At 70.6% G+C, this 25,152-nt stretch carries 21 protein-coding genes and 1 pseudogene; 8 read left to right on the plus strand and 14 right to left on the minus strand.

All coding sequences use genetic code 11. The features are described 5' to 3' along the window. Positions 1-54 precede the first annotated feature (54 nt). The 8 genes from ACIBU0_RS24650 to ACIBU0_RS24685 all read right to left on the minus strand — a co-directional run bounded on the left by ACIBU0_RS24650 (position 55) and on the right by ACIBU0_RS24685 (position 11,323). Entirely contained in the window at positions 55-1,467 is a 1,413-nt protein-coding gene (locus tag ACIBU0_RS24650; RefSeq protein ID WP_398821849.1) for a ThuA domain-containing protein, read from the minus strand. A 15-nt stretch (positions 1,468-1,482) separates the two neighbouring features. Continuing rightward, positions 1,483-3,984, minus strand: a complete 2,502-nt coding sequence (locus ACIBU0_RS24655) for a PQQ-dependent sugar dehydrogenase (RefSeq protein ID WP_398821851.1) — start codon at positions 3,982-3,984, stop codon at positions 1,483-1,485. A 123-nt stretch (positions 3,985-4,107) separates the two neighbouring features. After that, a complete protein-coding gene (locus tag ACIBU0_RS24660; protein WP_398821853.1) occupies positions 4,108-5,106 on the minus strand; it encodes a sugar phosphate isomerase/epimerase family protein in 999 nt (332 codons plus the stop codon). Between the two features lie 14 nt (positions 5,107-5,120). Continuing rightward, entirely contained in the window at positions 5,121-6,332 is a 1,212-nt protein-coding gene (locus tag ACIBU0_RS24665; RefSeq protein WP_398821855.1) for a Gfo/Idh/MocA family protein, read from the minus strand. 55 nt (positions 6,333-6,387) lie between these two features. Beyond that, positions 6,388-7,425 (minus strand): substrate-binding domain-containing protein, encoded by a 1,038-nt coding sequence (locus tag ACIBU0_RS24670; protein WP_398821857.1) that lies wholly within the window; start codon positions 7,423-7,425, stop codon positions 6,388-6,390. A 17-nt stretch (positions 7,426-7,442) separates the two neighbouring features. After that, positions 7,443-8,462 carry an ABC transporter permease gene (locus ACIBU0_RS24675; RefSeq protein WP_398821859.1) on the minus strand — a complete coding sequence of 340 codons (1,020 nt, stop codon included), beginning with the start codon at positions 8,460-8,462 and terminating at the stop codon, positions 7,443-7,445. Continuing rightward, positions 8,459-9,979, minus strand: a complete 1,521-nt coding sequence (locus tag ACIBU0_RS24680; RefSeq protein ID WP_398821864.1) for a sugar ABC transporter ATP-binding protein — start codon at positions 9,977-9,979, stop codon at positions 8,459-8,461. Before ACIBU0_RS24680 ends, ACIBU0_RS24675 begins: the two co-directional genes overlap by 4 nt. A gap of 162 nt (positions 9,980-10,141) precedes the next feature. Continuing rightward, positions 10,142-11,323, minus strand: coding sequence for an ROK family protein (locus ACIBU0_RS24685; protein ID WP_398822759.1), 1,182 nt, complete (start codon positions 11,321-11,323; stop codon positions 10,142-10,144). A gap of 250 nt (positions 11,324-11,573) precedes the next feature. Between ACIBU0_RS24685 and ACIBU0_RS24690 the strand changes: the two genes are divergently transcribed. Both ACIBU0_RS24690 and ACIBU0_RS24695 read left to right on the plus strand, forming a co-directional pair. Further along, positions 11,574-12,401 carry an NAD(P)H-binding protein gene (locus ACIBU0_RS24690; protein ID WP_398821866.1) on the plus strand — a complete coding sequence of 276 codons (828 nt, stop codon included), beginning with the start codon at positions 11,574-11,576 and terminating at the stop codon, positions 12,399-12,401. Between the two features lie 73 nt (positions 12,402-12,474). Further along, positions 12,475-12,711: pseudogene (locus tag ACIBU0_RS24695) on the plus strand (PaaI family thioesterase); the annotation flags it as partial. 14 nt (positions 12,712-12,725) lie between these two features. On the opposite strand, the gene ACIBU0_RS24700 reads toward ACIBU0_RS24695, so the two are convergent. The 4 genes from ACIBU0_RS24700 to ACIBU0_RS24715 all read right to left on the minus strand — a co-directional run bounded on the left by ACIBU0_RS24700 (position 12,726) and on the right by ACIBU0_RS24715 (position 16,108). Continuing rightward, a complete protein-coding gene (locus ACIBU0_RS24700) occupies positions 12,726-13,403 on the minus strand; it encodes a GntR family transcriptional regulator (protein WP_398821868.1) in 678 nt (225 codons plus the stop codon). A gap of 168 nt (positions 13,404-13,571) precedes the next feature. Continuing rightward, complete coding sequence (locus ACIBU0_RS24705) at positions 13,572-14,510, minus strand: beta-ketoacyl-ACP synthase III (RefSeq protein ID WP_398821870.1); 939 nt, start codon at positions 14,508-14,510, stop codon at positions 13,572-13,574. 151 nt (positions 14,511-14,661) lie between these two features. Then, the gene (locus tag ACIBU0_RS24710) at positions 14,662-14,796 is read right to left on the minus strand and encodes a hypothetical protein (RefSeq protein ID WP_398821872.1); all 135 of its coding nucleotides are present in this window, start codon (positions 14,794-14,796) and stop codon (positions 14,662-14,664) included. After that, positions 14,777-16,108, minus strand: a complete 1,332-nt coding sequence (locus ACIBU0_RS24715) for an OFA family MFS transporter (protein ID WP_398821874.1) — start codon at positions 16,106-16,108, stop codon at positions 14,777-14,779. Before ACIBU0_RS24715 ends, ACIBU0_RS24710 begins: the two co-directional genes overlap by 20 nt. Before the next feature lie 231 nt (positions 16,109-16,339). Between ACIBU0_RS24715 and ACIBU0_RS24720 the strand changes: the two genes are divergently transcribed. The 5 genes from ACIBU0_RS24720 to fdhD are packed head-to-tail and all read left to right on the plus strand — an operon-like array spanning position 16,340 to position 22,813. Further along, on the plus strand, positions 16,340-17,311 hold the full coding sequence (locus ACIBU0_RS24720) for a 2-dehydropantoate 2-reductase (RefSeq protein ID WP_398821876.1): 972 nt from the start codon (positions 16,340-16,342) through the stop codon (positions 17,309-17,311). 10 nt (positions 17,312-17,321) lie between these two features. After that, positions 17,322-19,247 (plus strand): molybdopterin oxidoreductase family protein, encoded by a 1,926-nt coding sequence (locus tag ACIBU0_RS24725; protein ID WP_398821878.1) that lies wholly within the window; start codon positions 17,322-17,324, stop codon positions 19,245-19,247. Between the two features lie 5 nt (positions 19,248-19,252). Continuing rightward, complete coding sequence (locus tag ACIBU0_RS24730) at positions 19,253-21,076, plus strand: NADH-ubiquinone oxidoreductase-F iron-sulfur binding region domain-containing protein (RefSeq protein ID WP_398822762.1); 1,824 nt, start codon at positions 19,253-19,255, stop codon at positions 21,074-21,076. After that, the gene (locus tag ACIBU0_RS24735; RefSeq protein ID WP_398821880.1) at positions 21,073-21,933 is read left to right on the plus strand and encodes a 2Fe-2S iron-sulfur cluster-binding protein; all 861 of its coding nucleotides are present in this window, start codon (positions 21,073-21,075) and stop codon (positions 21,931-21,933) included. Before ACIBU0_RS24730 ends, ACIBU0_RS24735 begins: the two co-directional genes overlap by 4 nt. Before the next feature lie 16 nt (positions 21,934-21,949). Continuing rightward, positions 21,950-22,813 carry a formate dehydrogenase accessory sulfurtransferase FdhD gene (gene fdhD, locus ACIBU0_RS24740; RefSeq protein ID WP_398821882.1) on the plus strand — a complete coding sequence of 288 codons (864 nt, stop codon included), beginning with the start codon at positions 21,950-21,952 and terminating at the stop codon, positions 22,811-22,813. Positions 22,814-23,043: 230 nt separating this feature from the next. Here fdhD and ACIBU0_RS24745 read toward each other — a convergent pair whose 3' ends face one another. Then, positions 23,044-23,571: an isochorismatase family protein gene (locus ACIBU0_RS24745; protein WP_398821884.1), complete on the minus strand. Its 528-nt coding sequence runs from the start codon at positions 23,569-23,571 to the stop codon at positions 23,044-23,046. A 19-nt stretch (positions 23,572-23,590) separates the two neighbouring features. After that, complete coding sequence (locus tag ACIBU0_RS24750; RefSeq protein WP_398821886.1) at positions 23,591-24,031, minus strand: MarR family winged helix-turn-helix transcriptional regulator; 441 nt, start codon at positions 24,029-24,031, stop codon at positions 23,591-23,593. 100 nt (positions 24,032-24,131) lie between these two features. Here ACIBU0_RS24750 and ACIBU0_RS24755 point away from each other — a divergent pair, with 100 nt between their 5' ends. After that, positions 24,132-25,049 (plus strand): zinc-binding alcohol dehydrogenase family protein, encoded by a 918-nt coding sequence (locus ACIBU0_RS24755; RefSeq protein ID WP_398821888.1) that lies wholly within the window; start codon positions 24,132-24,134, stop codon positions 25,047-25,049. The last annotated feature ends 103 nt before the right edge of the window (positions 25,050-25,152 follow it).

The following is a 25,152-nucleotide window of genomic DNA, read 5'->3' on the forward strand; positions in this document are numbered from 1 at the left end:
CCGGGAGGGGAAAAGACGGCGGGCGGGAGTCCGGCGTCCCCCGCCCGCCGCCGCTCAGTCGCCCTGCGAAGCCTTGAGTCCGGCGGACTCGGCGAACTCCGCTGACTCCGCTGACTTCGAGGGCAGTTCCTTGATCCGGATGTCACGGAAGGACACCTCGTCGTCGGCTCCGTGGTTCTGGATGCCGATGTGTCCGTCGGTGAGGCTCCGGGCCGGGTCGGTGTTGGTGAAATCGTTGATCTTCACGCCGTTGAGCCAGACGCGGAGGCGTTCGCCCTCCACGCGGATCTCGTAGGTGTTCCACTCCCCCGGCGGGTTCAGCGCACGGTCGCGCTTCTTGAGGTCGGCGGACTGGAAGCCGTACACGGCCCCGGTGGTGCGGTCGGGGGCGTCGGTCGCGTCGATCTGGATCTCGTAGCCGTTGTCGACGGCCGACCACGGGTCGTCCGAGGGCGGGAAGCCCACGAACACACCGGAGTTGTCGTCGCCGGCCATCTTCCAGTCGAGCTTCAGGGAGTACGACCCGAAGTCCGACTGGGCGTACCAGAGCATCCCCATGCCGCCGGTCGACGTGAGCGTGCCGTCGTCGGACAGGGTGAAGGAGCCCGGGCCCGCCTGCCGCCAGCCGTTCAGCGAGGCCGGTGTGCCGTCGAAGAGCGGACGGTATCCGTTCTCCGGTCGGCAGTCGGCCTGCACATCGCCGACTGCGTACAGGATTCCACCCAGCAGGTGCTGACGGAACAAGGGCTCGGCGTACGACTCCTTGGTGTGGCCGCCCCCGGTGTAGAAGGCGCGGCCGCCCTGGTAGTTCTGGCACCAGGCGATCGGGTGGTCGCCGTTCATGGTGCCGCCGGTGTACGAGGACTCGTCGAGGGAGGCGAGGATGTGTGCCCTCTCCCGCGGATTGGAGCGGTAGTTGTACCACTCGTCCGTGCGGTTCCACGTCTCGGCGAGGCCCGATGTCGCCGGGTGGGCGTGGTCCTCGACGTCCACGGTCGCCGGCTGGATCGCCGGGTGCGACTGGAAGTAGGCGCCGGCGAGGCCGCCGTAGAACGCCCAGTCGTACTCGGTGTCGGCGGCCGCGTGGATGCCGACGTAGCCTCCGCCGCGCCGGATGTAGCCCTCGAAGGCCGTCTGCTGGGCGGCGTTCAGGACGTCTCCGGTCGTCGACAGGAAGACGACCGCGGCGTAGCGGCGCAGGTTGGCGGCGGTGAAGGCGCCGGCATCCTCCGTCGCGTCGACGGTGAAGCCGCCCTGCTCGCCGAGCTGTTTCACGGCGGCGACGCCCTCGGGGATGGAGTCGTGGCGGAAGCCGGCCGTCTTGGAGAAGACCAGCAGCCGCTTGCCGTCGGCCCCGGCGCGGGAGTCCTCCGAGGCCTGTGACGCGGCCGGTCCCGAGACGCAGCCGAGGAGTACGGCGGCTCCCACAACTGCCGTGGTCAGTCGTCCGGTTGGACGTATGCGCATCGTCGGTTCCTCCTCTCAGCCCGTCGTGAAGGTGAAGTCGTCCACGTCGTACAGGGCGCCCGAGCCGCTTCCCTTGAAGACGAGGTAGAGCGTGGTCGTGCCCCTGGGCGCGCGGGACAGATCGGCGGTGACGTCCTGGAAGGTCTCCCAGCCGCCGGTCACCGGCACGGTCGTCCGGCCGAGCAGGGTGCCCGTCGAGGACCCCGCACGGACCTCGAGGGTGCCGCCCGCTCCGCCGGAGGAGATGCGCGCGGTGATCTTCTTGGCGTTGCTCAGGGCGTAGGGCGTGAAGGAGATCCAGTCGCCGTTGTTGATGTCGCCCACCGTCCTGCCGCCGTGCGCGGTGTCCTTGGTGATGATCGAGACGCCGGATCCGTTGCCGAAGTGCTCGGCCTGGCGGTGCCTGGGCTGGGTGACGTTCTGGTCGTGTGTGGTGAGCGGGGCCTGCCCGCCGCCTCCGCCGTCGGTGTACTCGGCGTCCATCACGCCGAAGATGTTGGCGTCCTCGTCGTGGCCGCCGTCGGCGCTGGTCTGAATGGTGCCGGTGCAGCCGTTGGCGGAGGTCACCGGGTGGCCGTGGCTGTCGTGGCCGAGGATGAAGGTGACCTTGACCTTGGAGCAGTCGATCGCCGCGCCGTCCTCCGGATCGGTGACCTTCACCTTGAACGGTATGGCGTCACCGAAGCTGAACAGCTGCCCGTCCTGCGGGAGTTCCAGCGTCACCCTGGGTGCGGTGTTGCCGACCACGATCTGCACGCTCGCGCTGCCGGTGCGGCCCGAGGGGTCCTTGGCGGTGAGGGTCGCGGTGTAGGTGCCGTTCTTCTTGTAGCGGTACGCCGGGTTCGCCGCCGTCGACTTGCCGCCGTCACCGAAGTCCCAGCTGTACGTGAGCGCGTCGCCGTCCTGGTCACTCGTGCCCTCGGACGAGAACTGCACCTTCAGCGGCGCCTGCCCCGAGGTCTTGCTCGCCGCGGCCTGGGCGACCGGCGAGTGGCCGTCGGTGGCGTTCTCGATGCGGTACAGCCCGGAGTTCTCGTCGCCGCCGAACCACGCGGTGCCGTAGTCGAGGACGTACAGCGCGCCGTCCGGGCCGAAGGCCATGTCCATGATCTGGGTGCCGGTCCAGGGCACGTCGTTGATCGACTGCACGGTCCCGGCGTCGTCGCTGACGATCCGCTTGATCCAGCGGCGGCCGAACTCCCCGGCGAAGAAGTTCCCGTCGTAGGCCTCGGGGAACTTCACGGGCGAGTCGAGCGCGGCGTCGTAGTGGTAGACCGGGCCGCCCATCGGCGACTCCGAGCCGGTGCCGAACTCGGGCACGGATCCGCCGTCGTACGGGATCCAGGCGGGCTGGGCCGGGGGAAGGTCGGTCAGGCCCGTGTTGTGGGGCGAGGTGTTCTTCGGCGCGGCGCAGTCGAAGGCCGCGCCCGACTGGCCGGTGGCGAAGTCGTAGTCGACGTAGGCGTCGTTGTCGCCCGTGCAGTACGGCCACCCGAAGTTGCCGGGGCCGGTGACGCGGGCGAACTCGACCTGGCCGGCCGGGCCGCGCGCCGGGTCGGCGGCGCCGGCGTCGGGGCCGTAGTCACCGACGTAGAGAATCCCGGTCTTCTTGTCGACGCTGAAGCGGAAGGGGTTGCGGAAGCCCATCGCGTAGATCTCGGGCCGCGTCTTGTCGGTGCCGGGCGCGAAGAGGTTGCCGTCGGGGATCGAGTAGGAGCCGTCGGCGTTCACCTTGATGCGCAGGATCTTGCCGCGCAGGTCGTTGGTGTTGCCGGCGGAGCGCTGGGCGTCGAAGGCCGGGTTGCGGTTCGAGCGCTCGTCGATCGGGGTGAAGCCGTCCGACTGGAACGGATTGGTGTCGTCGCCCGTTGAGAGATACAGGTTGCCCGCCGCGTCGAAGTCGATGTCGCCGCCGACATGGCAGCACAGACCGCGCGAGGCGGGGACGTCGATGATCTTCGTCTCGCTGGCCGTGTCGAGGGTGCCGTCGGTCTTCAGGACGAAGCGGGACAGGCGGTTGACGCCGTCGAAGGGGGCGAAGTCGGCAGCGGTGCCGGTTTCGGGGGCGTCGCCCGCGGGAGTGTTCAGCGGGGGCGCGTAGTAGAGATAGATGAAACGGTTCGCCGAGAAGTTCGGGTCGACGCCGATGCCCTGGAGGCCCTCTTCGTCGTGCGAGTAGACGGCGAGCTTGCCGGCGAGCTTCGTGTTCCCCGCCGCGTCGGTGAGACGGAGTTCGCCGTCGCGGGAGGTGTGCAGGACCGAGCGGTCCGGAAGGACGGCGAGCGACATGGGCTCGCCGACCTCCGGCTCGCCCTTGGCGAGCGTGACCTGCTGGAAGTCCTCGGCCGCCACGGCTTCCTGGTCGGCTACGGCTGCGCCGGCCTGGGGTGCGGTGAAGGTGAGAGTGGCGCCCGCCAGCAGCGCGCCGCTCAGCAGCGCCACCGCCTTGCGGAAGGACGGGCGTCGTCTGTGGGTCTCGTTTCTGTCGGTGCTGGTGGTGCGGTCGTTCCCGTGCACGAGTGCCTCCAGAAAGGGGCCGGTTGTACGGGCGGGTGCGTACGCCGGGATGCGCCGTCATCCCGGAGAGCGAAGGCAGGGCTCAACGAGCCCTCAGAACAGCTCAGTTGCTTTCGGACCAGGTCAGTTGCCGAACGCCGCGTCGAAGGAGGCCGACGGCGGCTCGAAGTCGTACGCCTTCAGACGGGTCAGCGCCTCGGGGGCGCCCTGGAGCCGGTCCATGCCGGCGTCCTCCCACTCCACGGAGATGGGCCCCTGGTAGCCGATGGAGCGCAGCATGCGGAAGACGTCCTCCCAGGGGACGTCGCCGTGCCCGGCCGACACGAAGTCCCAGCCTCGGCGCGGGTCGCCCCACGGCAGGTGGGAGCCGAGGCGGCCGTTGCGTCCGTCGAGGCGCTTGCGGGCCTCCTTGCAGTCGACGTGGTAGATGCGGTCGCGGAAGTCCCAGAGGAAACCGACCGGATCGAGGTCCTGCCACACGAAGTGCGAGGGGTCGAAGTTCAGGCCGAAGGCGGGACGGTTCCCCACGGCCTCCAGCGCGCGCCGAGTCGTCCAGTAGTCGTACGCGATCTCGCTGGGGTGGACCTCGTGCGCGAACCGCACGCCCTGGGCGTCGAAGACGTCGAGGATCGGGTTCCAGCGCGCGGCGAAGTCCTCGTAGCCGCGTTCGATCATCGACTCGGGTGCGGGCGGGAACATGGCGACCAGGTGCCAGATGGCGGAGCCGGTGAAGCCGATCACCGTGTCGACGCCGAAGGCGGCCGCGGCACGTGCCGTGTCCTTCATACGGTCCGCGGCCCGCCGCCGGACCCCTTCCGGGTCCCCGTCGCCCCACACTTCGCCCGGCAGGATGGCCTGGTGGCGTTCGTCGATGATGGCGTCGCAGACGGCCTGGCCGACCAGGTGGTTGGAGACGGCCCAGCACTTGAGGCCGTACTTGTCGAGGAGCTGATGCCTCGATTCCACGTACGAGGGATCGCTCAGCGCCTTGTCGACCTCGAAGTGGTCGCCCCAGCAGGCGAGTTCCAGCCCGTCGTAGCCGAAGTCTCGGGCGAGCCGGCAGACCTCCTCCAGCGGCAGGTCGGCCCACTGGCCGGTGAACAGCGTGAACGTACGCGGCATGCGCGTCAGCCTCCTCAGACCGCGATGGGTGTGTAGACGGAGTTCTTCTCGGCGCTCTCCTCCACGGCCGCCAGGACGCGCTGCACCTGCAGCCCGTCGGCGAAGGAGGGTTCGGGCTGCCTGCCCTGCGCGACGGCGTGGACGAGGTCGCGGGCCTGGTGGACGAAGGTGTGCTCGTAGCCGAGGCCGTGGCCCGGGGGCCACCAGGCGTCCAGATAGGGGTGGTCGGGTTCGGTGACGAGGATGCGGCGGAAGCCGGCGTGCGCGCCGGGCTCCCTGCCGTCGTGGTAGTCGAGTTCGTTGAGCCGCTCCAGGTCGAAGGCGATCGAGCCGTGTTCGCCGTTGAGTTCGATGCACAGGGCGTTCTTGCGGCCCGTGGCGTAGCGGGTGGCCTCGAAGGAGGCGAGGGCGCCGGAGGGGAAGCGGGCCGTGAACAGGGCGGCGTCGTCGACGGTGACCTGCCCGGTGCCGGCGGCCGAGACGGCGGACAGCCCGCTGGTGGCACCGCTGGGCAGGGGCCGCTGCCGTACGAAGGTCTCCGTCATCGCGGAGACGCCCGCCAGGTGCTCCCCCACCAGGTACTGCGCGAGGTCGACGATGTGCGCGCCCAGGTCACCGAGCGAACCCGAACCGGCCTGCTCCTTGCGCAGCCGCCAGGTCAGCGGGAAGCCGGGGTCGACGAGCCAGTCCTGGAGGTACGTCACGCGCACGTGCCGCAGCGCGCCCAGGCGGCCCTCGGCGACCATCCGGCGGGCCAGGGCGGTGGCCGGCAGCCGGCGGTAGTTGAAGCCGACCATGGCCAGCCGGCCCCGCGTGTACGCCTCTTCGGCGGCCCGCGCCATCGACGCGGCCTCCTCGACGGTGTTGGCGAGCGGCTTCTCGCACAGGACGTGCTTGCCGGCGGCCAGGGCGGCCAGCGCGATCTCGGCGTGGCTGTCGCCGGGGGTGCAGATGTCGACGAGGTCGACGTCGTCCCGTGCGACGAGGGCCCGCCAGTCGGTCTCGACGGACGCCCAGCCGTGCCGGTCGGCCGCCCCCTGTACGGCCGACCGGTCCCGGCCGCAGATCACGGCCTGCACGGGGTTCAGCGGCAGGTCGAAGACGCGGCCCGCGGTACGCCAGCCCTGGGAGTGGGCGGCGCCCATGAAGGCGTAGCCCACCATCCCCACGCGCAGGGGTGGCTTGCCTGCCTCGGTCCCGTCTGACTGCTGCTGCGGCTGTCCCATGAGGGAGTCCTCCTCGTCCTGGTCGGGGTGGCGCACGTGGGGGGTGCGGGCGGAATCACTTGAAGCCGGTGGACATGTACTGGTCGACGTTGGCCTTGTCGACGACCGCCGAGTAGAGCGTGATCGAGGCCGGGATCTCGAACTCGGCCATGCCGCCGACGCCCTTGCCCTGGCCCAGCGCACGGGCCAGGTCGATCGCGGAGGCGGCCATGGTCGGCGGGTACAGGACGGTGGCCTTGAGGACGCCGTTGTCCTGCTTGATGGCCTGGAAGGCAGACAGGGCACCCGCGCCGCCGACCATCAGGAAGTCGTCGCGCCCCGCCTGTTCGATGGCGCGCAGCGCGCCCACGCCCTGGTCGTCGTCGTGGTTCCACAGCGCGTCGAACGTCGACTGGGCCTGCAGGAGCTGGGCCATCTTGGCCTGACCGGACTCGACGGTGAACTCGGCGGCCTGGCGGGCCACCTTCTTGATGTTGGGGTAGTTCTTCAGCGCGTCGTCGAAGCCCTGGGTGCGCTGCTTGGTCAGCTCCAGGTTGTCGAGTCCAGCCAGCTCGATGACCTTGGCGTTCGACTTTCCCTTGAGCTTCTCGCCGATGTAGTGGCCGGCGTTGAGGCCCATGCCGTAGTTGTCGCCGCCGATCCAGCAGCGGTACGCCTGCGGGGTGTTGAAGATCCGGTCGAGGTTGATGACCGGGATGCCGGCGCGCATCGCCTTCAGGCCGACCTGGGTGAGCGCCTTGCCGTCGGCGGGCAGCACCACCAGCACGTCGACCTTCTTGTTGATCAGCGTCTCGATCTGGCCGATCTGCGCGGCGGTGTCGTTGGAGCCCTCCGTGATCTCCAGCGTCACGTCGGAGTACTTCTTCGCCCGGTTCTTGGCGTTGTCGTTGATCGCGTTGAGCCAGCCGTGGTCGGCCTGCGGTCCGGCGAAGCCGATGGTGACCGGCTTGCCGGGCTTGTCGTCGGCGGCGGGCTGGTCGTTCGCGGCGGGTTCGTCCTTGGACTCGTTGCTCGTGCAACCCGTGAGGAGGGCACCCGCTCCTATGGCGGCGGTACCGAAGAGCAGCCCTCTGCGACTGGTGAGCTCTGACATGGCGGTGAACCCTTTCCTCAGGTCGTGCTCGCGGTACGGCGCTGGACCAGCACGGCGGCGACGATGATCGCGCCCTTGGCGATCTGCTGGACGTCGCTCTGCAGGTTGTTCAGGGCGAAGATGTTGGTGATCGTGGTGAAGATCAGAACGCCGAGCACGGAGCCGGTGATGGTGCCGCGACCCCCGCTGAGCAGGGTGCCGCCGATGATCGCGGCCGCGATGGCGTCGAGTTCGTAGAGGTTGCCGTTGGTGTTCTGGCCGGAGCCGGACAGGATGATCAGCAGGAAGGCGGCGATGCCGCAGCACAGCCCGGACAGCAGGTAGAGGTAGAGCCGCTGCCGGCGTACGTCGATGCCGGCGAGCCGGGCCGCCTCCGCGTTGCCGCCGACGGCGACCGTGCGCCGCCCGAAGGTGGTGCGGTTCAGGATGAGCCAGCCGATGATCGTCACGACCGCGAACACCATGACCAGTGGCGGGATGCCGAGCACGTACGCGTCCCGCTCGCCGAGGTCCAGCACGGAGGGCACGGTGACGATCTGCGTCTTGCCGTCGGTGATCTGCAGCGCCAGTCCTCGTGCGGAGGCGAGCATGGCGAGCGTGGCGATGAACGGGACCATCCCGCCGTACGCGATGAGCATCCCGTTGACCAGCCCGCACCCCACGCCGACGATCACCGCCGTGAAGAGGATGCCACCGAAGCCGTACTCCTGGGTGGCGACCGTCGTCGCCCACACCGAGGCGAGGGCGACGATCGCGCCGACGGACAGGTCGATGCCGCCGGAGGTGATGACGAAGGTCATGCCGACGGTGACGACGCCGATCACGGACGCCTGGGTGAGGACGAGTTGGAGGTTGCGGGTGTCCAGGAACTCGTCCGGCTTGGTGATGCCGCCGATGACGATCAGCGCGGCGAGGACGCCGAGCAGGGAGAGGGTGCGTACGTCGGCGCGGGCCATCAGGCCGCGCCAGGCGGGCGGTGCGCCGGCCGACGGCACCTTGCCGGTGCTGTCCCGGGGCGGGGAGGCGTGCTGCGTCATGACGCCGGGCTTCCTTCCATGACGAGGTCGAGGACACGGTGTTCGTCGAGTTCGCGGGCCGGTGCGGTGTGCACGACGCGGCCTTCGCGGAGCACCAGCACGCGGTCGGCGAGGCCCAGCACTTCGGGTACTTCGCTGGAGACGAGCAGGACGGCGAGGCCTTCGTCGGCCAGCCGGCGGACGACCGCGTACAGCTCGGCGCGGGCGCCCACGTCCACACCGCGGGTGGGTTCGTCGAGCAGCAGGACGCGGCAGCCGCGCAGCAGCCAGCGGGCCAGGACGGCCTTCTGCTGGTTGCCGCCGGAGAGCGTGCGCACGGGCACGGACGGGTTGTCGGGCCGCAGGGACAGCTCGCGCGTCGCGGCCCGGGCCGCCCGCAGTTCGGCGCCGCGGTCGATCCAGCCGCCGCGGGAGAAGCGGGACATGGACGACACCGACACATTGCGGGTGACGGACTCCAGCATCAGCAGCGCCTGCGCCTTGCGCTCCTCGGGGGCGAGCCCGAGTCCGGCGCGGACGGCGGCACGTACGCTGCCGGGCTTCAACGGCCGTCCGCCGACCAGCACCTGACCGGCTGTCGGCTTCCGCGCACCGTATACGGTCTCCAGAATCTCGGATCGCCCGGAGCCCACCAGTCCGGCCAGCCCGACGATCTCGCCGGGCCGCACGGTCAGGTCGAAGGGCTCGAACTCGCCGTCCCGCGCGAGACCCCGGACCTCCAGCAGCGGCTCCCCGGCCGTCACCTCCCCGCTCGGCCGCTCGGGGAAGACGTACTCCACGTTGCGGCCCGTCATCAGCGCCACGACCTCGCGCGTCGGTGTCGTCTTCGCCGGCAGCCCGCCGGCCACGGCCCGCCCGTCCTTCAGCACGGTCACCCGGTCGCCGATGCGGCGGATCTCCTCCAGCCGGTGCGAGATGTAGACGACGGCGACGCCGTCGGCGGTGAGGTCGCCGACGATGCGGAAGAGGTTGTCGACCTCGTCCGGGTCGAGAGCGGCGGACGGCTCGTCCATGACGATGAGCCGTACGTCGTGGGAGAGCGCCCGCGCCATGGACACGATCTGCTGCTGCGCCGCCGACAACTCGCCGACCAAGCGCGCCGGAGCGATCTCCGGATGGCCAAGTCGCCTGAGAAGCTCGGCCGTTGATGCCCGTGCCGTCTTTCCGCGTACGACGAAACCGGCGGCCGTGGGCTCATGGCCGAGGTGGACGTTCTCGGCCACCGACAGGTGCTCGACGAGGTCGAGTTCCTGGTAGATGGTGGCGATGCCCAGGCGCATCGCGGCGATCGGCGAGCGGAGGGTGACCTCCTCACCGCGCCAGTGGAGGCGGCCGGTGTCGGGCTGGTGGACGCCGGCCAGGACCTTGATGAGGGTGGACTTGCCGGCCCCGTTCTGGCCGAGCAGGCAGTGCACTTCACCGGCCTGGACGTCGAGGTCGACGCCGTCGAGTGCGCGGACTCCGGGGAACGACTTGGTGATGCCGGACATGCTGAGCAGCGGTGGTTCTGGTGCCATGAGGTCCCCTTGGCGGGCGTGCGGGCCGGTTTCAGGGCAGGGCGAAGCTGGGCGCGGTGCTGGTACGCCGTACTGAGCTGGGTGCTTGCGCGGGTGAGAAGCGGTGAGCGCTTACGCGGGTGGAACAGGTGGTCGCTTACGCGGGTGGAACGAGGTGGTCGCTTACGCGGGTGAGAACAGGTGGTCGCTGATGAGCCGCGCCGCGCCGATGACTCCGGCGGTGGGGCCCAGCTCCCCCAGGACGATGGGCAGGTTGCCGGTCGCCAGCGGCAGCGACTGGCGGTAGACCTGGGTGCGGATCGCGGCGAGCAGGGTGTGGCCGAGGCCGGTCACCCCGCCGCCGATCACCACGAGGCCGGGGTTGAAGAAGCTGACGAGTCCGGCGATGACCTGGCCGACGCGGTTGCCGCCCTCGCGGATCAGGGCGAGGGAGGTGGTGTCGCCCGCGGCGGCCGCGGCGGCGACGTCGACGGCGGTGAGCGTGCCGTTCGCCGCCAGCCGCGAGGCGAGTTCCTCCGACCGTCCCTGCTGGGCCGCCTCCACGGCGTCCCGGGCGAGGGCCGCCCCGCTGAAGTGGGCCTCGAGGCAGCCCCGGTTGCCGCAGTTGCATGGGCGGCCGTCGGGCACGGCCTGGATGTGCCCGATGTCGCCCGCGCTGCCGGTGACACCGCGGTGCACGTCACCGCCTGCGACGATGCCGCAGCCGATGCCGGTGCCGATCTTGACGCAGAGGAAGTCGCCCACGGAGCGTGCGACGCCCGCGTGCTGCTCCCCCATCGCCATGAGGTTCACGTCGTTGTCGACCATGACCGGGCAGCCGAGTTCCTGGCTGAGTGCCTCCCGTACGGGGAAGCCGTCCCAGCCCGGCATGATCGGCGGAGCCACCGGGACGCCTTCGGGGAAGCGGACGGGGCCCGGGACGCCGATGCCGGCGCCGTCGTAGCCCTCCGCGAGCCCCGAGGCCCTCAACTTCGCTGCCATGGACAGGACTTGCTCGAAGACCGCGACCGGGCCCTCGCGGACGTCCATGGGCTGGTTGAGGTGTCCGAGGATCTCCAGTTCGGCGTTGGTGACGGCGACGTCGACCGAGGTCGCGCCGATGTCGACGCCGAGGAAGCGCAGGTCCGGGTTGAGCCGGATGTTGTGGGAGCGCCGGCCACCGCGCGAGGCGGCGAGTCCGTCGGCCACGACCAGGCCCGTCTCCAGCAGGCGGTCCACCTCCACGGCCAGCTTGGACCGTGAGAGGTCGATCTGATCGCCGAGCTGGGCCCGGGAGTTGGGACCCCCGTCGCGCAACAGCTTGAGCAGCCGGGCCTGATGGGCGTTCGCGGGTCGCGCCGTCATCCGTCTCACGAGCCCCTCCCCGCCTCGATCGGCCTGTGCGCGCCGGGTTTCGGCCACTTCTGTGGCCTGCTTTCGAGGGGAACGTAGCAGTGGGCGCCGGGACTGGGAAGAAGTTGCGCATAGATTGCCGTCAACTTTCTCCACTCACAGGACAAAGATCTGCGGTGCCCTGGCGCCGTCGGCCCCGGCCCCGCAGGATGGGCACGACGCCGGGCCTGCCGTGGCCCGGCACGGGGAGAGGGGGAACCGGATGTTTCTGGTGACGGGTGCCACGGGGAACGTGGGGGCCGAACTCGTCCGGGCTCTGGCGGAAGCGGGGCAGCCCACGCTGGCGATGAGCCGCTCCGGCCGGGCGGACGGGCTTCCCGCGGGGGTGACGGCCGTGGCGGGCGACCTCAACCGGCCGGAGACGGTGCGCGATGCCCTCGACGGCGTACGCGCCATGTTCCTGATGCCGGGGTACGGCGGGCAGCGGCAGATCCTCGCGGACGCGCGGGCGGCGGGAGTGGAACGGATCGTGCTGCTGTCCGGGAAGTCGGCCGGGACCGGCGCCACGGGCAACGCGGTCGCCGGCTATCTGATCGACGCCGAGACCGCCGTACGCGAGTCCGGGCTGCCGTGGACGTCGGTGCGGCCGACCAGCTTCATGTCGAACGCGCTCCAACTCGCCGACCAGATCCGCAAGGGCGACGAGGTGCGGGTGCCGTTCCCCGACGTCCGCACGGCCGACATCGACCCGTACGACATCGCGCAGGTCGCCCTGCGTGCCCTGCTCTCGGACGAGTACACGGGCCGGGCCCTGGAAGTGACCGGCCCCGAGGCGCTGTTGCCCGCCGACCGCGTCCGCGTCCTCGGCGAGGTCCTGGGCCGCGACCTGCGTACCGTCGGCCTCACCCCCGAGGAGGCACGCACCGAGCTGGAGGCCCGCATGCCGAAGCCTTACGTCGACGCCTTCTTCAGCTTCTTCGTCGACGGCACCCTGGACGAGTCGGTGGTGCTGCCGACGGTGCGGGAGGTGACGGGACGGGAGCCGCGCACCTTCGCGGAGTGGGCTCGGACACACTCGAACGCGTTCTGAGGGGCCTTGCCCCTGAGGCGACCGGGGCGGTGGACGCGGACAAGGCGGTGACTGCGCGTCTTCCGGGCCCGGCGCGCCCCTGCGGGCCTTCCTCGCCCGGGATCCACGCCTGTGTACCGCGGGCGGCGCCCCGCACGGCGGGGCGCCAATGGCACTCACCGACACGGTGGGCGCGGTGTGTGCGTTCCTCGATCTGCCGCCAGGCGCGACGACATCGAATGTCTAGCCGAAGACCAACTTCTTCCGCGCCGTGCGCTCACGCACAGTCGACGCCGTGGCACGGCCACTGCACGTGGGCCGGTCCTTCATCGGCAGGCCGCGGGGCTATGACCGCGGTCGGTCGTGGTAGGAGCGCCGTGTGTGCTCGGTGTGTTCGCGCATGAGCTGGGTGGCCCGCTGTTCGTCGCGGTCCATGATCGCGGCGATCAGCTCCCGGTGCTCGATCCAGGACTGCCGGCCGCGCTGACGGGCGACCGGTGTGTAGTACCAGCGCACGCGCCGGTCGACCTGCGCGGCCAGTTCGGACAGGACGGCGTTGCCGGCGAGTTCCATGATCTTGGCGTGGAAGCGGGCGTTCATGGCGACGGCCCCGTCCACGTCGTCGGCGGCGACGGCCTTCTCGCCGTCTGCGCACAGCTGTTCCAGGGCCGCGATGCCGGCGCTGTCGGCGTGGGCGGCGGCGAGCCGGGCGGCCTCGGCCTCGAGAAGGGTGCGGACGGTGAGGAGCTGGTCGGCCTCCTCCTCGGTCGGCTCGTGCACGAACGCGCCCTGCGCGGGCCGCAGATCGACCCAGCCCTCGGTGTTCAGCCGCTGCAGCGCCTCGCGCACCGGCTGGCGTGACACGCCGAGGTGACCTGCCAGCTCGCTCTCGACCAGGTGCTGACCGGGCTGAAGCGCGCGGGTGGTGATGAGCTCGAGCAGCGCCTCGTAGACGCGGTCGCGCAGCGGGCCGGGCCGTTCGAGCTTGGGCACCGCGCCCTGTGGCAGTCCTGTCGACAACATCGGTCCCCCTCCTGGGCGAACACCGGGGCGACTGCATCCGGTAGCCGGCCGTCACTGAAAGCCAGTATCGATTGTCTTTCGTCTACAGTCTACGGCGCACAAAGGCCAGGGGAGCGGGGAGTTGGCCTCGTCACAGGAAGGTGTGCGTACCGGGGTCGGCACCAGCGGTCACGGACAGCGGACGACCTGCCCGGCGTACGACAGGTTCCCGCCGAACCCGAAGAGCAGGACCGGGTCCCCGCTGGAGATCCTCCCCTGCTCCACGAGCTTGGAGAACGCGAGCGGGATGCTCGCCGCCGAGGTGTTCCCGGACTCGGCGACATCCCGCGCGACCACGGCGTTGACCGCACCGAGCTTGACGGCGAGGGGCTCGATGATGCGCAGGTTGGCCTGGTGCAGGACGACTCCGGCGAGGTCCTCGGGCACGAGCCCCGCCCGCTCGCACGCCCTGCGGGCGATGGCCGGCAACTGCGTGGTCGCCCAGCGGTAGACGCTCTGCCCCTCCTGCGCGAACCGCGCGGGCTGACCCTCGATGCGCACCGCGTGCCCCATCTCGGGCACCGAACCCCACAGCACCGGCCCGATGCCGGCCTCCTCGGACGCCTCCACGACGGCCGCGCCCGCCCCGTCGCCGACCAGCACACAGGTCGTGCGGTCGCCCCAGTCGGTCACGTCGGACATCTTGTCGGCGCCGATCACCAGCGCCCGGGCCGCGGCACCCGCACAGACGGCGTGGTCGGCGGTGGCGAGGGCGTGGGTGAAGCCCGCGCAGACGACGTTGACGTCCATCGCGGCGGGCGAGGGGATGCCGAGCCGGGCCGCGACCCGGGCGGCCATGTTCGGGGAGCGGTCGATGGCGGTGGAGGTGGCGACCAGGACCAGGTCGATGTCACCGGGTGCCAGACCGGCCGCCGCGAGCGCCTTGGCGGCGGCGTGCCCGGCCAGTTCGTCGACCGGCTCGTCGGGCCCGGCGATGTGCCGCGTGCGGATGCCCACCCGGCTCCTGATCCACTCGTCACTGGTGTCGACCATGCCCGCCAGCTCCTCGTTGGTGAGCACCTTGGCGGGCTGGTAGTGGCCGACGGCGGCGATGCGCGAGCCGTTCATCGTGGGTGATCCCCCTCGGAGCCTCGGGTAGCGGGATTCACCAGTCTGATCAGTGACTCACGGGTACGGCGGCACGTGATGCCACAGGAATCGGGCGCCCGCGTTGTCGGCTTCCCTCAGACCGTCGGACGCCCGAACACCTTCCGAACGCCTAGCCGGTGAACAGCTGCGTCGCCTTTTGTACGAGTTCGTACAGCCCGTAGGCGAGCGGCACCCCCACCCACACCCAGGCGAAGGCGATCAGCCCCCGTCGACCGGGCGGAGTGCTACTGCTGTCGCTGGACATCCGCGGCCTCCTTCTCGTTCGACGCCGGGGCGGGGATGTGATGGCGGGGATGGACGGGCCGGACGAGTTCGTTGGCGACGAAGCCGACGGCGAGCAGCCCGATCATGATGAAGAGGGACAGCGTGTACAGCGAGGAGCCGCTCTTGCCCGCCTCCTCCTGCCGGTCGGCGATCCAGTTCACGATCAGCGGCCCCAGGACACCGGCCGTGGACCAGGCGGTGAGCAGCCGCCCGTGGATGGCGCCGACCTGGTAGGTCCCGAAGAGGTCCTTCAGATAGGCGGGGATCGTGGCGAAGCCGCCGCCGTAGAAGGAAAGGATCACCAGGGCGCAGAGGATGAACAGCGGCTTCGAGGAGTCGCCGGCCAGCGCGATCAGCCCGTACATGAGCGCGCCCGTGCCCAGGTACACGCGGTAGATGTTCTTGCGCCCGATCAGGTCGGAGGTCGACGACCAGCCGATCCGGCCCGCCATGTTGGCGGCGGACAGCAGGGCGACGAAGCCGGCCGCGGCCGACGCCGACACCGTTGTCGAGGTGTTCGCGAAGAAGTCCGTGATCATCGGCGCGGCCTTCTCCAGGATCCCGATGCCGGCGGTCACGTTCATGCAGAGCACGATCCACAGACACCAGAACTGCGGTGTGCGCACGGCGTTGCGGGCGGACACCTGCGGCCCGTCGAAGGCGCTCGGACCGTCACCGACCGGCTTCTCGGTGCGCGGCACCCGCACCAGCAGCACGCCGAGCAGCATGAAGACGGCGTACGACAACCCGTGCACCAGGAACGCCATGGCGATCCCGGAGCTGTCGGAGCCGAACGACTCCAGCATCTGCGCCGACCAGGGCGAGGCGATGAGCGCGCCGCCGCCGAAGCCCATGATGGCGATGCCGGTGGCCATGCCGGGCCGGTCGGGGAACCACTTGATCAGTGTCGACACCGGCGAGATGTACCCGATGCCGAGGCCGATCCCGCCGACGAAGCCGTAGCCGAGGACGATCAGCCAGTACTGCTCGGTCGCCGCGCCGAGAGCGGAGAGCAGGAAGCCGGACGAGAAGCAGCACAGGGCGACCGTCATGGCCCAGCGCGGCCCGTTGCGCTCCACCAGCGTGCCGCCGAACGCGGCCGACAGTCCGAGCATGACGATGCCGAGCTGGAACGGCAGCGCGCTCTGCGTGCCGCTGAGGCCGAGTGCGGATTCGAGCGGGGGCTTGAACACGCTCCAGGCGTAGGCCTGGCCGATGGAGAGGTGAACAGCGAGGGCGGCGGGGGGAACGAGCCAGCGGCTCCAGCCGGCCGGTGCGACAGGGGGACTCATGATCCCGAACGGTAGGCAGGAGCAAGGAAGTTGAAAAGGCGGCGCGTCGACCGTATGCGATGAACGGTATGCCGGACGCGACGAACGGTCGAACGCCGTGCGCGAACCCTTGCTGACCCTCCATCCATACTGTAGACAATATTCAGTCGACAGGATTCGGCCCCGCTGGCCGGTCCGACAGCTTCCCAGCCACCTCCGCGGTACTCCCTCGACCGAACGGAGCGTTTTGAAGTGAAAGTTGCAGTCCTCGGTGCCGGTGCGATCGGCGCCTACGTCGGCGCCGCACTCCATCGCGCGGGCGCCGATGTGCATCTCGTCGCCCGTGGACCGCACCTGGCGGCCATGAGGCAGCACGGAGTACGGGTGCTCAGCCCGCGCGGCGACTTCACCGCCCGCGCCCACGCCACCGACGACCCGGCCGAGATCGGCCCGGTCGACCATGTCTTCCTGGGTCTGAAGGCCAACTCGTACGCGGCGTGCGGGCCGCTGATCGAGCCGCTGCTGCACGACACCACAGCGATCGTGGCCGCCCAGAACGGCATCCCATGGTGGTACTTCCACCGGCACGGCGGCCCGCACGACGGCCACCGCGTCGAGAGCGTGGACCCGGACGGCGCGGTCAGTGCGGTGCTCGCGCCCTCAAGGGCCGTCGGCTGCGTCGTGTACGCGGCAACAGAGCTGGCGGAGCCCGGAGTCGTACGACATCTCGAAGGCACCCGGTTCTCCGTCGGCGAGCCGGACCGCAGCGTGTCCGAGCGGTGCCTCGCCTTCAGCGAGGCCATGCAGGCCGGCGGTCTGAAGTGCCCGGTGGAGCCGGACCTGCGCAACGACATCTGGCTCAAGCTGCTCGGCAACATCTCCTTCAACCCGATCAGCGCGCTGGCCCGCGCCACCATGCGGCAGATGTGCCTGCACGGCGGCACCCGCAAGGTCATCGAGACCATGATGACCGAGACGCTCGCGGTCGCCGAGGCCCTCGGCTGCGAGGTCGGCGTCTCCATCGAACGCCGGCTCGCGGGCGCCGAGCGGGTCGGCGACCACCGCACCTCCACGCTCCAGGACCTGGAGCGCGGCAAGCCGCTCGAACTCGACGTACTCCTCGCGGCGGTCGTCGAGTTGGCGGAGATCACCGACGTGCCGGTGCCCACCCTGCGCACCGTGCACGCCATCTCGGACCTGCTCGCGCTGAGGAGCGCCGCATGAGGAGTGTCGTATGAGGAAACGCGACCGGACCCCGAAGACCTACACGCGGCTGACCCATCCACTCGTCCGCGACTCCCGCGACGAGCCCTTCCGGCGGGCGAGCTGGGAGGAGGCCCTGGACCGGGCGGCCCGCGGCCTGGCCCGCAACCGCGACGCGTTCGGCATGTTCTCCTGCGCCCGCGCCACCAACGAGATGAACTACGTGGCGCAGAAGTTCGCCCGGGTGGTGATGGGCACCAACAACGTCGACTCCTGCAACCGCACGTGTCACGCACCGAGCGTCGCCGGGCTGTCGGCCGCCTTCGGATCGGGCGGAGGCACCTCCTCGTACGAGGAGATCGAGCACACCGACGTCATCGTCATGTGGGGCTCCAACGCCCGTTTCGCGCACCCGATCTTCTTCCAGCACGTGCTGAAGGGGATCAGGAACGGCGCCCGCATGTACGCCGTCGATCCGCGCCGCACCTCCACCGCCGAGTGGGCGGAGAGCTGGCTCGGGCTGAACGTCGGCACCGACATCCCGATGGCGCACGCGGTCGGCCGCGAGATCATCCACGCGGGCCTGGCGAACGAGGCGTTCATCGAGCGGGCGACGACCGGGTTCGAGGAGTACAAGGCGCTGGTCGAGCCGTGGACGCTGTCCCTCGCCGAGAAGGTGACGGGCGTACCGGCAGCGGCGATCAGGGAGTTGGCGCACGCCTACGCCCGCGCCGAGCGCGCCCAGCTGTGCTGGACCCTCGGCATCACCGAGCACCACAACGGCACCGACAACGTCCGCGCGCTGATCAACCTGTCCCTGCTGACCGGGCACGTGGGCCGGTACGGCAGCGGGCTGCAGCCCCTGCGCGGCCAGAACAACGTGCAGGGCGGCGGTGACATGGGCGCGATCCCCAACCGGCTCCCCGGGTTCCAGGACATCCTCGACCCGGACTCCCGCCTGAAGTTCGAGTCGGCCTGGGACACGGTCATCCAGCCGCACTACGGGCTCAACCTCACCCAGATGTTCGAGGCGATGGAGGAGGGCACGCTCAAGGCCGTCTACTGCATCGGCGAGAACCCGGCGCAGTCGGAGGCGGACAGCGAACAGGCCGTACGGCGCATGCGGCAGCTGGACTTCCTCGTCGTCCAGGACATCTTCCTGACGAAGACGGCCGAGCTGGCGGACGTCGTCCTGCCCGCGACCGCCGGGTGGGCCGAGACCGAGGGCACCACCACCAACAGCGAGCGGCGCGTGCAGCGGGTGCGACGGGCGGTCACCCCGCCCGGTGAGGCGCGCGAGGACATCGACATCATCTGCGAGCTGGCGGCACGGCTCGGCCACGACTGGAAGTACGCCGATGCCGAGGCCGTCTGGAACGAGCTCCGGTCGGTCTCCCCGGACCACTACGGGATGACGTACGAACGCCTGGAGCGGTACCAGGGCATCCAGTGGCCCTGCCCGAGCACCGACGGGCTCGAACCGACCTATCTGCACGGCCGGTTGTGGGAGACCGACCCGGCCAGGCGCGGCATGCCGGCCCCCTTCGGGCTCGTCCAGCACGATCCGCCGGTCGATCTCACCGACGAGGAGTACCCGATCCGGCTCACCACGGGACGGCGGCTCGACTCCTACAACACCGGTGTGCAGAGCGGGAGTTTCGCCTCCCCGCTGCGACGCGGCGAGTACGTCGAGCTGTGCCCGGAGGACGCCGAGCGGTACGGGGTCGTGGTCGGCGAGCAGGTCCGGGTGACCTCGCGGCGCGGAGCGGTCGTCGCGCCGGTGTGGATCGACACGGCGCTGCGGCCCGGGCTCGCCTTCATGACCATGCACTTTCCCGACGAGGTGGACACCAACCAGCTGACGATCGAGGCGAACTGCCCGATCGCGGGGACGGCGGAGTTCAAGGCGTCGGCGATCCGGATCGAGAAGCTCCCCGTCGCGACCATCGTGAGGTGACGCAAGTGGACCTGCACTTCGGCGACAGCAAACCGACGGACGACGAACGGGCGGCCGTGGACGCGTTGTTGGGCCCGCCCGAGTCCTCCTGGGAAGGCGCCGACCGGTCCGACGCCGACCTCAGGTGGGCGCGTGGCGGGCGCGAGGCCCGGGACCGCCGCGACCTGCTGTTGCCGGGGCTGCACGCGATCAACGACCGGATCGGCTGGATCAGCGAGGGTGCCCTCGACTACCTGTGCCGGCGGCTGACGGTGCCGCCGGCGGAGGCGTACGGCGTCGCCACCTTCTACGCCATGTTCTCGGTCAGGCCCCGGCCCGCGACCGTGCTGCACGTGTGCACCGACCTCGCGTGCGCGGCCGCCGGGGCGAGCGAGCTGTGCGCCGGGATCGAGGCACGGCTCGGGCCCGGGAGCGGTGTGTCGGTCGAGCGCGGTCCCTGCCTGGGGTTGTGCGAGCGGGCTCCGGCGGCGCTCGCGGTCAGGGCCGGGGATCCGGTGCGTACGGCGGTCTCGGCGCCGACCACCGTGCACGACGCCGTGCTCGCCGCGAGCACGCCGGACGCGGCGCCCGAGGAACCGCCGGCCGTGGCGGCCGTACCGCAGGCGGGGGATCCCTCGCTGACGCTGCTGCGGCGCGTCGGCGTCGTCGACCCGTCGTCGCTGGACGACTACCGCGCCCACGGCGGCTACACCGCCCTGCGGCGGGCCTTCGAGCTGGGCCCCGCCGGAGTCATCCGCGAGGTCACCGACTCCGGACTGGTCGGGCGCGGTGGCGCCGCCTTCCCCACCGGCCGCAAATGGCAGGCCACGGCGTCCCAGCCCGACCACCCGCACTACCTCGTCTGCAACGCCGACGAATCCGAGCCGGGCACCTTCAAGGACCGCGTGATCATGGAGGGCGACCCGTACGCGCTGGTCGAGGCGATGACGATCGCCGCGTACGCGACGGGCGCCCACCAGGGATACCTGTATCTGCGCGGCGAGTACCCCCGTGCCCTGCGCCGCCTGGAGCACGCGATCGCGCAGGCACGCGCGCGTGGCCTGCTCGGGGACGACATCCTCGGGCAGGGATACGCCTTCGACATCGAGATCCGGCGGGGCGCGGGAGCGTACATCTGCGGTGAGGAGACGGCCCTCTTCAACTCCATCGAGGGCTACCGGGGCGAGCCCCGCTCGAAGCCGCCGTTCCCCGTGGAGAAGGGGCTGTTCGGCAAACCGACGGTGGAGAACAACGTCGAGACGCTGGTCAACGTACTGCCGATCCTGACCATGGGCGCGCCTGCGTACGCGGCGATCGGCACCGGGAAGTCCACGGGGCCGAAGCTGTTCTGCGTCTCCGGGAGCGTGGAGCGGCCCGGCATCTACGAACTCCCCTTCGGCGCGACACTCGGCGAGCTGCTGGAGCCGGCCGGCGTACGGGACGGGCTGCGGGCGGTGCTGCTGGGCGGTGCGGCGGGCGGCTTCGTACGCGCCGACGAGCTGGACATCCCGCTCACCTTCGAGGGCACGCGGGAGGCGGGGACGACGCTCGGCTCGGGCGTGGTCATGGCCTTCGACGACACGGTGCCGCTGCCCCGGCTGCTGCTGCGCATCGCCGAGTTCTTCCGTGACGAGTCGTGCGGGCAGTGCGTGCCGTGCCGGGTCGGCACCGTGCGGCAGGAGGAGGCGCTGCACCGGATCGCGGAGCGCAAGGGTGCGGCGGCCGCCGACGACATCGCCCTGCTCAGAGAGGTCGGCCGCGCGATGCGCGACGCCTCGATCTGCGGTCTGGGACAGACCGCGTGGAACGCCGTGGAATCCGCCATCGACCGTCTGGGAGCGTACGAATGACCGTGATACCGCTGGGAGTGCCGCGGCGCCTGCTGGAGTTCACCGTCGACGGCGAGGAGGCGAGGGCCCCGGAGGGCTCGACCATCCTCGACGCCTGCCGGGCGGCCGGGAAGGACATCCCGACCCTGTGCCAGGGGGACACGCTGCGGCCCAAGAACGCCTGCCGGGTCTGCGTCGTCGAGGTCGAGGGGTCCCGCACTCTGGTCCCGGCCTGCTCCCGCAAGGCGGAGCCGGGCATGGTCGTCAGGACCGGCACGGAACGCGCACGGCACAGCCGGAAGATCGTCCTGGAGCTGCTGGCGTCCTCGGTCGACTTGTCGACGACACCGCAGGTCGCCGACTGGATCAAGGAGTACGACGCGAAACCGGACCGCTTCGGCCCGGACGCGGCCCGCATCGACGACGAACCGAAGGTCGACAACGACCTGTATGTGCGGGACTACGACAAGTGCATCCTTTGCTACAAGTGCGTCGACGCCTGCGGCGACCAGTGGCAGAACACCTTCGCGATCTCGGTCGCCGGGCGCGGCTTCGACGCGCGGATCGCGGTGGAGCACGACGCTCCACTGACCGATTCGGCGTGCGTGTACTGCGGGAACTGCATCGAGGTGTGTCCGACGGGGGCGCTGTCCTTCAAGTCCGAGTTCGACATGCGGGCGGCGGGCACCTGGGACGAGTCCCGGCAGACCGAGACGACCACCGTGTGCGCGTACTGCGGTGTGGGCTGCAACCTCACGCTCCACGTGCAGGACAATGAGATCGTGAAGGTCACCTCGCCGCACGACAACCCGGTGACCCACGGCAACCTGTGCATCAAGGGCCGCTTCGGCTATCAGCACGTACAGAACCGGGACTGACGGGACTGATCGGGACATGGGACGAGTCACGGAACGACGCAAAGTGATCCGCATCCGGGACGGGGCCGTCTCCTCGCGCCCGGACACACTCGTCGCCGAGGAACCCCTGGAGATCCGGCTGAACGGCAAGCCGCTCGCGATCACCATGCGCACCCCGGGCGACGACTTCGCGCTGGCCGCGGGCTTCCTCGTCAGTGAGGGGGTGCTGGGCGGGCAGGACGATCTGCAGAACATCGTGTACTGCGCGGGGGCCACGGTCGACGGCTCGAACACGTACAACGTGGTCGATGTGAAGACGGCCCCTGGCGTGGCGATTCCCGAGATCACGCTTGAGCGGAACGTCTACACGACCTCGTCCTGCGGCCTGTGCGGCAAGGCGAGCCTCGACGCGGTGCGTACGACGGCCCGGTGGCCCATCGACGACACCCACGGCGGCGACACTCCCCCCGTCCGCCTCGACCCCGACCTGCTCGCGGGCCTCCCCGACCGGCTCCGCGCCGCCCAGCCGGTCTTCGACCGGACCGGGGGCCTGCACGCGGCGGCCCTGTTCACCGAGGACGGCGAACTGCTCGACATACGCGAGGACGTGGGCCGGCACAACGCGGTCGACAAACTGGTCGGGCGTGCGCTGCAGAACGGCGACCTGCCGCTGTCCCGGACCGTCCTGCTGGTCTCGGGGCGGGCCAGCTTCGAGCTCGCGCAGAAGGCGGTCATGGCGGGGATTCCGGTGCTGGCTGCCGTCTCCGCCCCGTCGTCGCTGGCCGTGGACCTGGCCGCGGAGACGGGGCTGACGCTGGTGGGCTTCCTGCGGGGCAGCTCCATGAACGTGTACGCGGGCGAACACCGGCTCGCCCTGCGGACCGCGGCCGCCCAGGCCTGACCGGCTCCCCGCGACACGGCGGCGGGGCCCCGAACCGGCGGGGAGCGCCCCCTGCGCCGTGGAGGGGTCCCGCTGTTTCCTCGCTTGGTTTCTTGCTTGCCCACCAAGACCTTGCAGCTGGCGTGCCGAATATCTGGCTCGGTCGCCTACGGGGCGCCACATGCCGGTGTCGTCGGCACAGTGGCTGTTGGTGGGCCGTTGCTCGGCGTTGGTGGGGGCTGGTTGGCCGGTCAGCCGCTCGTGACGGCCACCTCCGCCGCCTGTACCACCGTGCCCAGCCTCGGGAAGTCCAGCCGTACCGATGCCTCGTGCTCTGCCGCCGTGAACGCCGTCATCGCGTCCTCGACGAAGATCAGGTCGTAGCCGAGGTCGGCGGCTGCGCGGGCCGTCGACTCGACGCCGAGGTTGGTGGCGATTCCGCCGAACACCAGGGTGGTGACGCCCCGTTCGCGGAGGCGGTCGTGGAGCCCTGTGTCCTGGAAGCCGCCGATCGTCCGCTTCACGATCTCGATGTCGCCGTCCCTGCGCAGCCCTGCCGACAGTCCGCTGCCCGGCGGCTGCTCGGTGACGGCGGGGCGTTCGACGCGGACGAGGACGACGGGCGCCCCCGCGGAGCGGAACGTGGCCGCCAACTCCTCGCAGGTCGCGAGGGCTTCGGTGCCCTTTCGGGGCTCCAGGGGCAGCGCGACGATGCGGTCCATCAGGTCGACCAGGATGAGAGCGGTGTGTGCGGGGTCGAGCGCGACTGGTGCGGTCATGACGGAACGCTATCCGCCGTCAGCGTTGTGTACCGGAAATCCGGATCAACAGGTCCATGAACTGGTCGCGTTCGGCCGCGGTGAGCGGGGCGAGCAGCGCGTCGTTGGCCTCGCGCGCCGCCTTTTCGCAGCGTTTCAGCAGGCTCGCGCCCTCGTCGGTGAGGGAGACCGCGTTCTTGCGGCGGTCGTTCGGATCCGGCTCGCGGACGACGAGGCCGGCCGACTGCAGGTCGTTGAGGATTCCGACCAGGTCCTTGGGGTCGAGCTGGACACCGCGGCCGAGATCCGCCTGCGCGACGGGCGCGAGGTCCCGGACGGCGGAGAGCACGACGTGGTGCCACATCCTCATGCCTTCCGCGGCCAAGGCCTCGGCCACCAGGGCCCGGCCGCGGGCGGCCGCGCGGCCCAGCAGCCAGCTGGGGAGGGAGCGGATCGCGGGGAGGGGCGCTTCGGGCGGCATGCGTGCAGTCTATCGAGAATTCGTTGGACTTCCCAACGGCTTTGCGGGTACGGTCGACCCCGTTGAACCGTTGGTAATCCCAATGACTCATGGAGGTGCGATGCGCCGCGTGCGCTACGAGTCCACCGGCGGACCCCTGTTCCTGGAGGACGCCCCCGTCCCGGAGCCGGGCCCCGGTGAGCTCCTCGTCCACTGCGAGGCGATCGGCGTCACGCTGCCCGTCGTCCGCAAGGTCACCGAGGCCCCCGAGCCGATCCCGCTGGGCGGCGAGATCGCGGGCCGGGTGGTGGCCGTGGGTGCCGGAGTCACCCGGTTCCGGACCGGCGACCGGGTGACGGGCCTGTGCTTCGGGCACGGGTACGCCGAGTACGCCCTTCTGCACGAAGCCATGGCCTCGCCGATCCCCGGCGCCGCGACCGCCACCGACGCGGTCGCCCTCGTCCGCAGCGGCCTGGTCGCGCTCGGTGCGCTGGAGGCCGCCCGGCCCGGACCCGGGGAGGCGGCGCTGGTCACCGCGGCGGCGAGCGGCGTCGGGCACCTCGCCGTGCAGCTCGCGCGGACGCGGGGAGCCGCGCGGGTCGTGGGCGCCGTGTCGGGTCCGGGCAAGGCGGACTTCGTGCGGTCGCTCGGCGCCGATGACGTCGTCGTCTACCGGGAGGAGGAGTGGGGCGAGCCCGTCGACTATGTCCTCGACGCGGTCGGCGGCGACCTGCTCGGGCCGGCCGTCGCGGCCCTCGCCCCGGGCGGGCGGCTCGTGGCGTACAGCTCGGGCGGGGGCACGATCCAGGCGTACGACCTTCTCGTGGGCGCCAAGTCCGTCATCGGGTTCCAGATGGCGCGGATCGCCCGCGGGGCGCCGGAGTTGTACGAGCGGTGGCGGCACGAGCTGTGGAGGTTGTTCCAGGAGGGGGCCGTGAAGCCCGCCGTGCACGGGGAGTTCGCGCTGGAGGAGGCCGCCGAGGCGCATGCGGCGATCGAGTCGCGGATCAACCGGGGGAAAGTGGTACTCCATCCGTGATGTGACACGTGCACGGTTCTTGTGATGCCCGCGAGAGCCCAACTAACGTCTGTAATGCGCACCTTGGACGTGGGATGTCCGAATGTTCAGATGCCTGGACCTG

The organism is Streptomyces sp. NPDC049627 (assembly GCF_044465645.1).
Classification (GTDB): Bacteria; Actinomycetota; Actinomycetes; order Streptomycetales; family Streptomycetaceae; genus Streptomyces.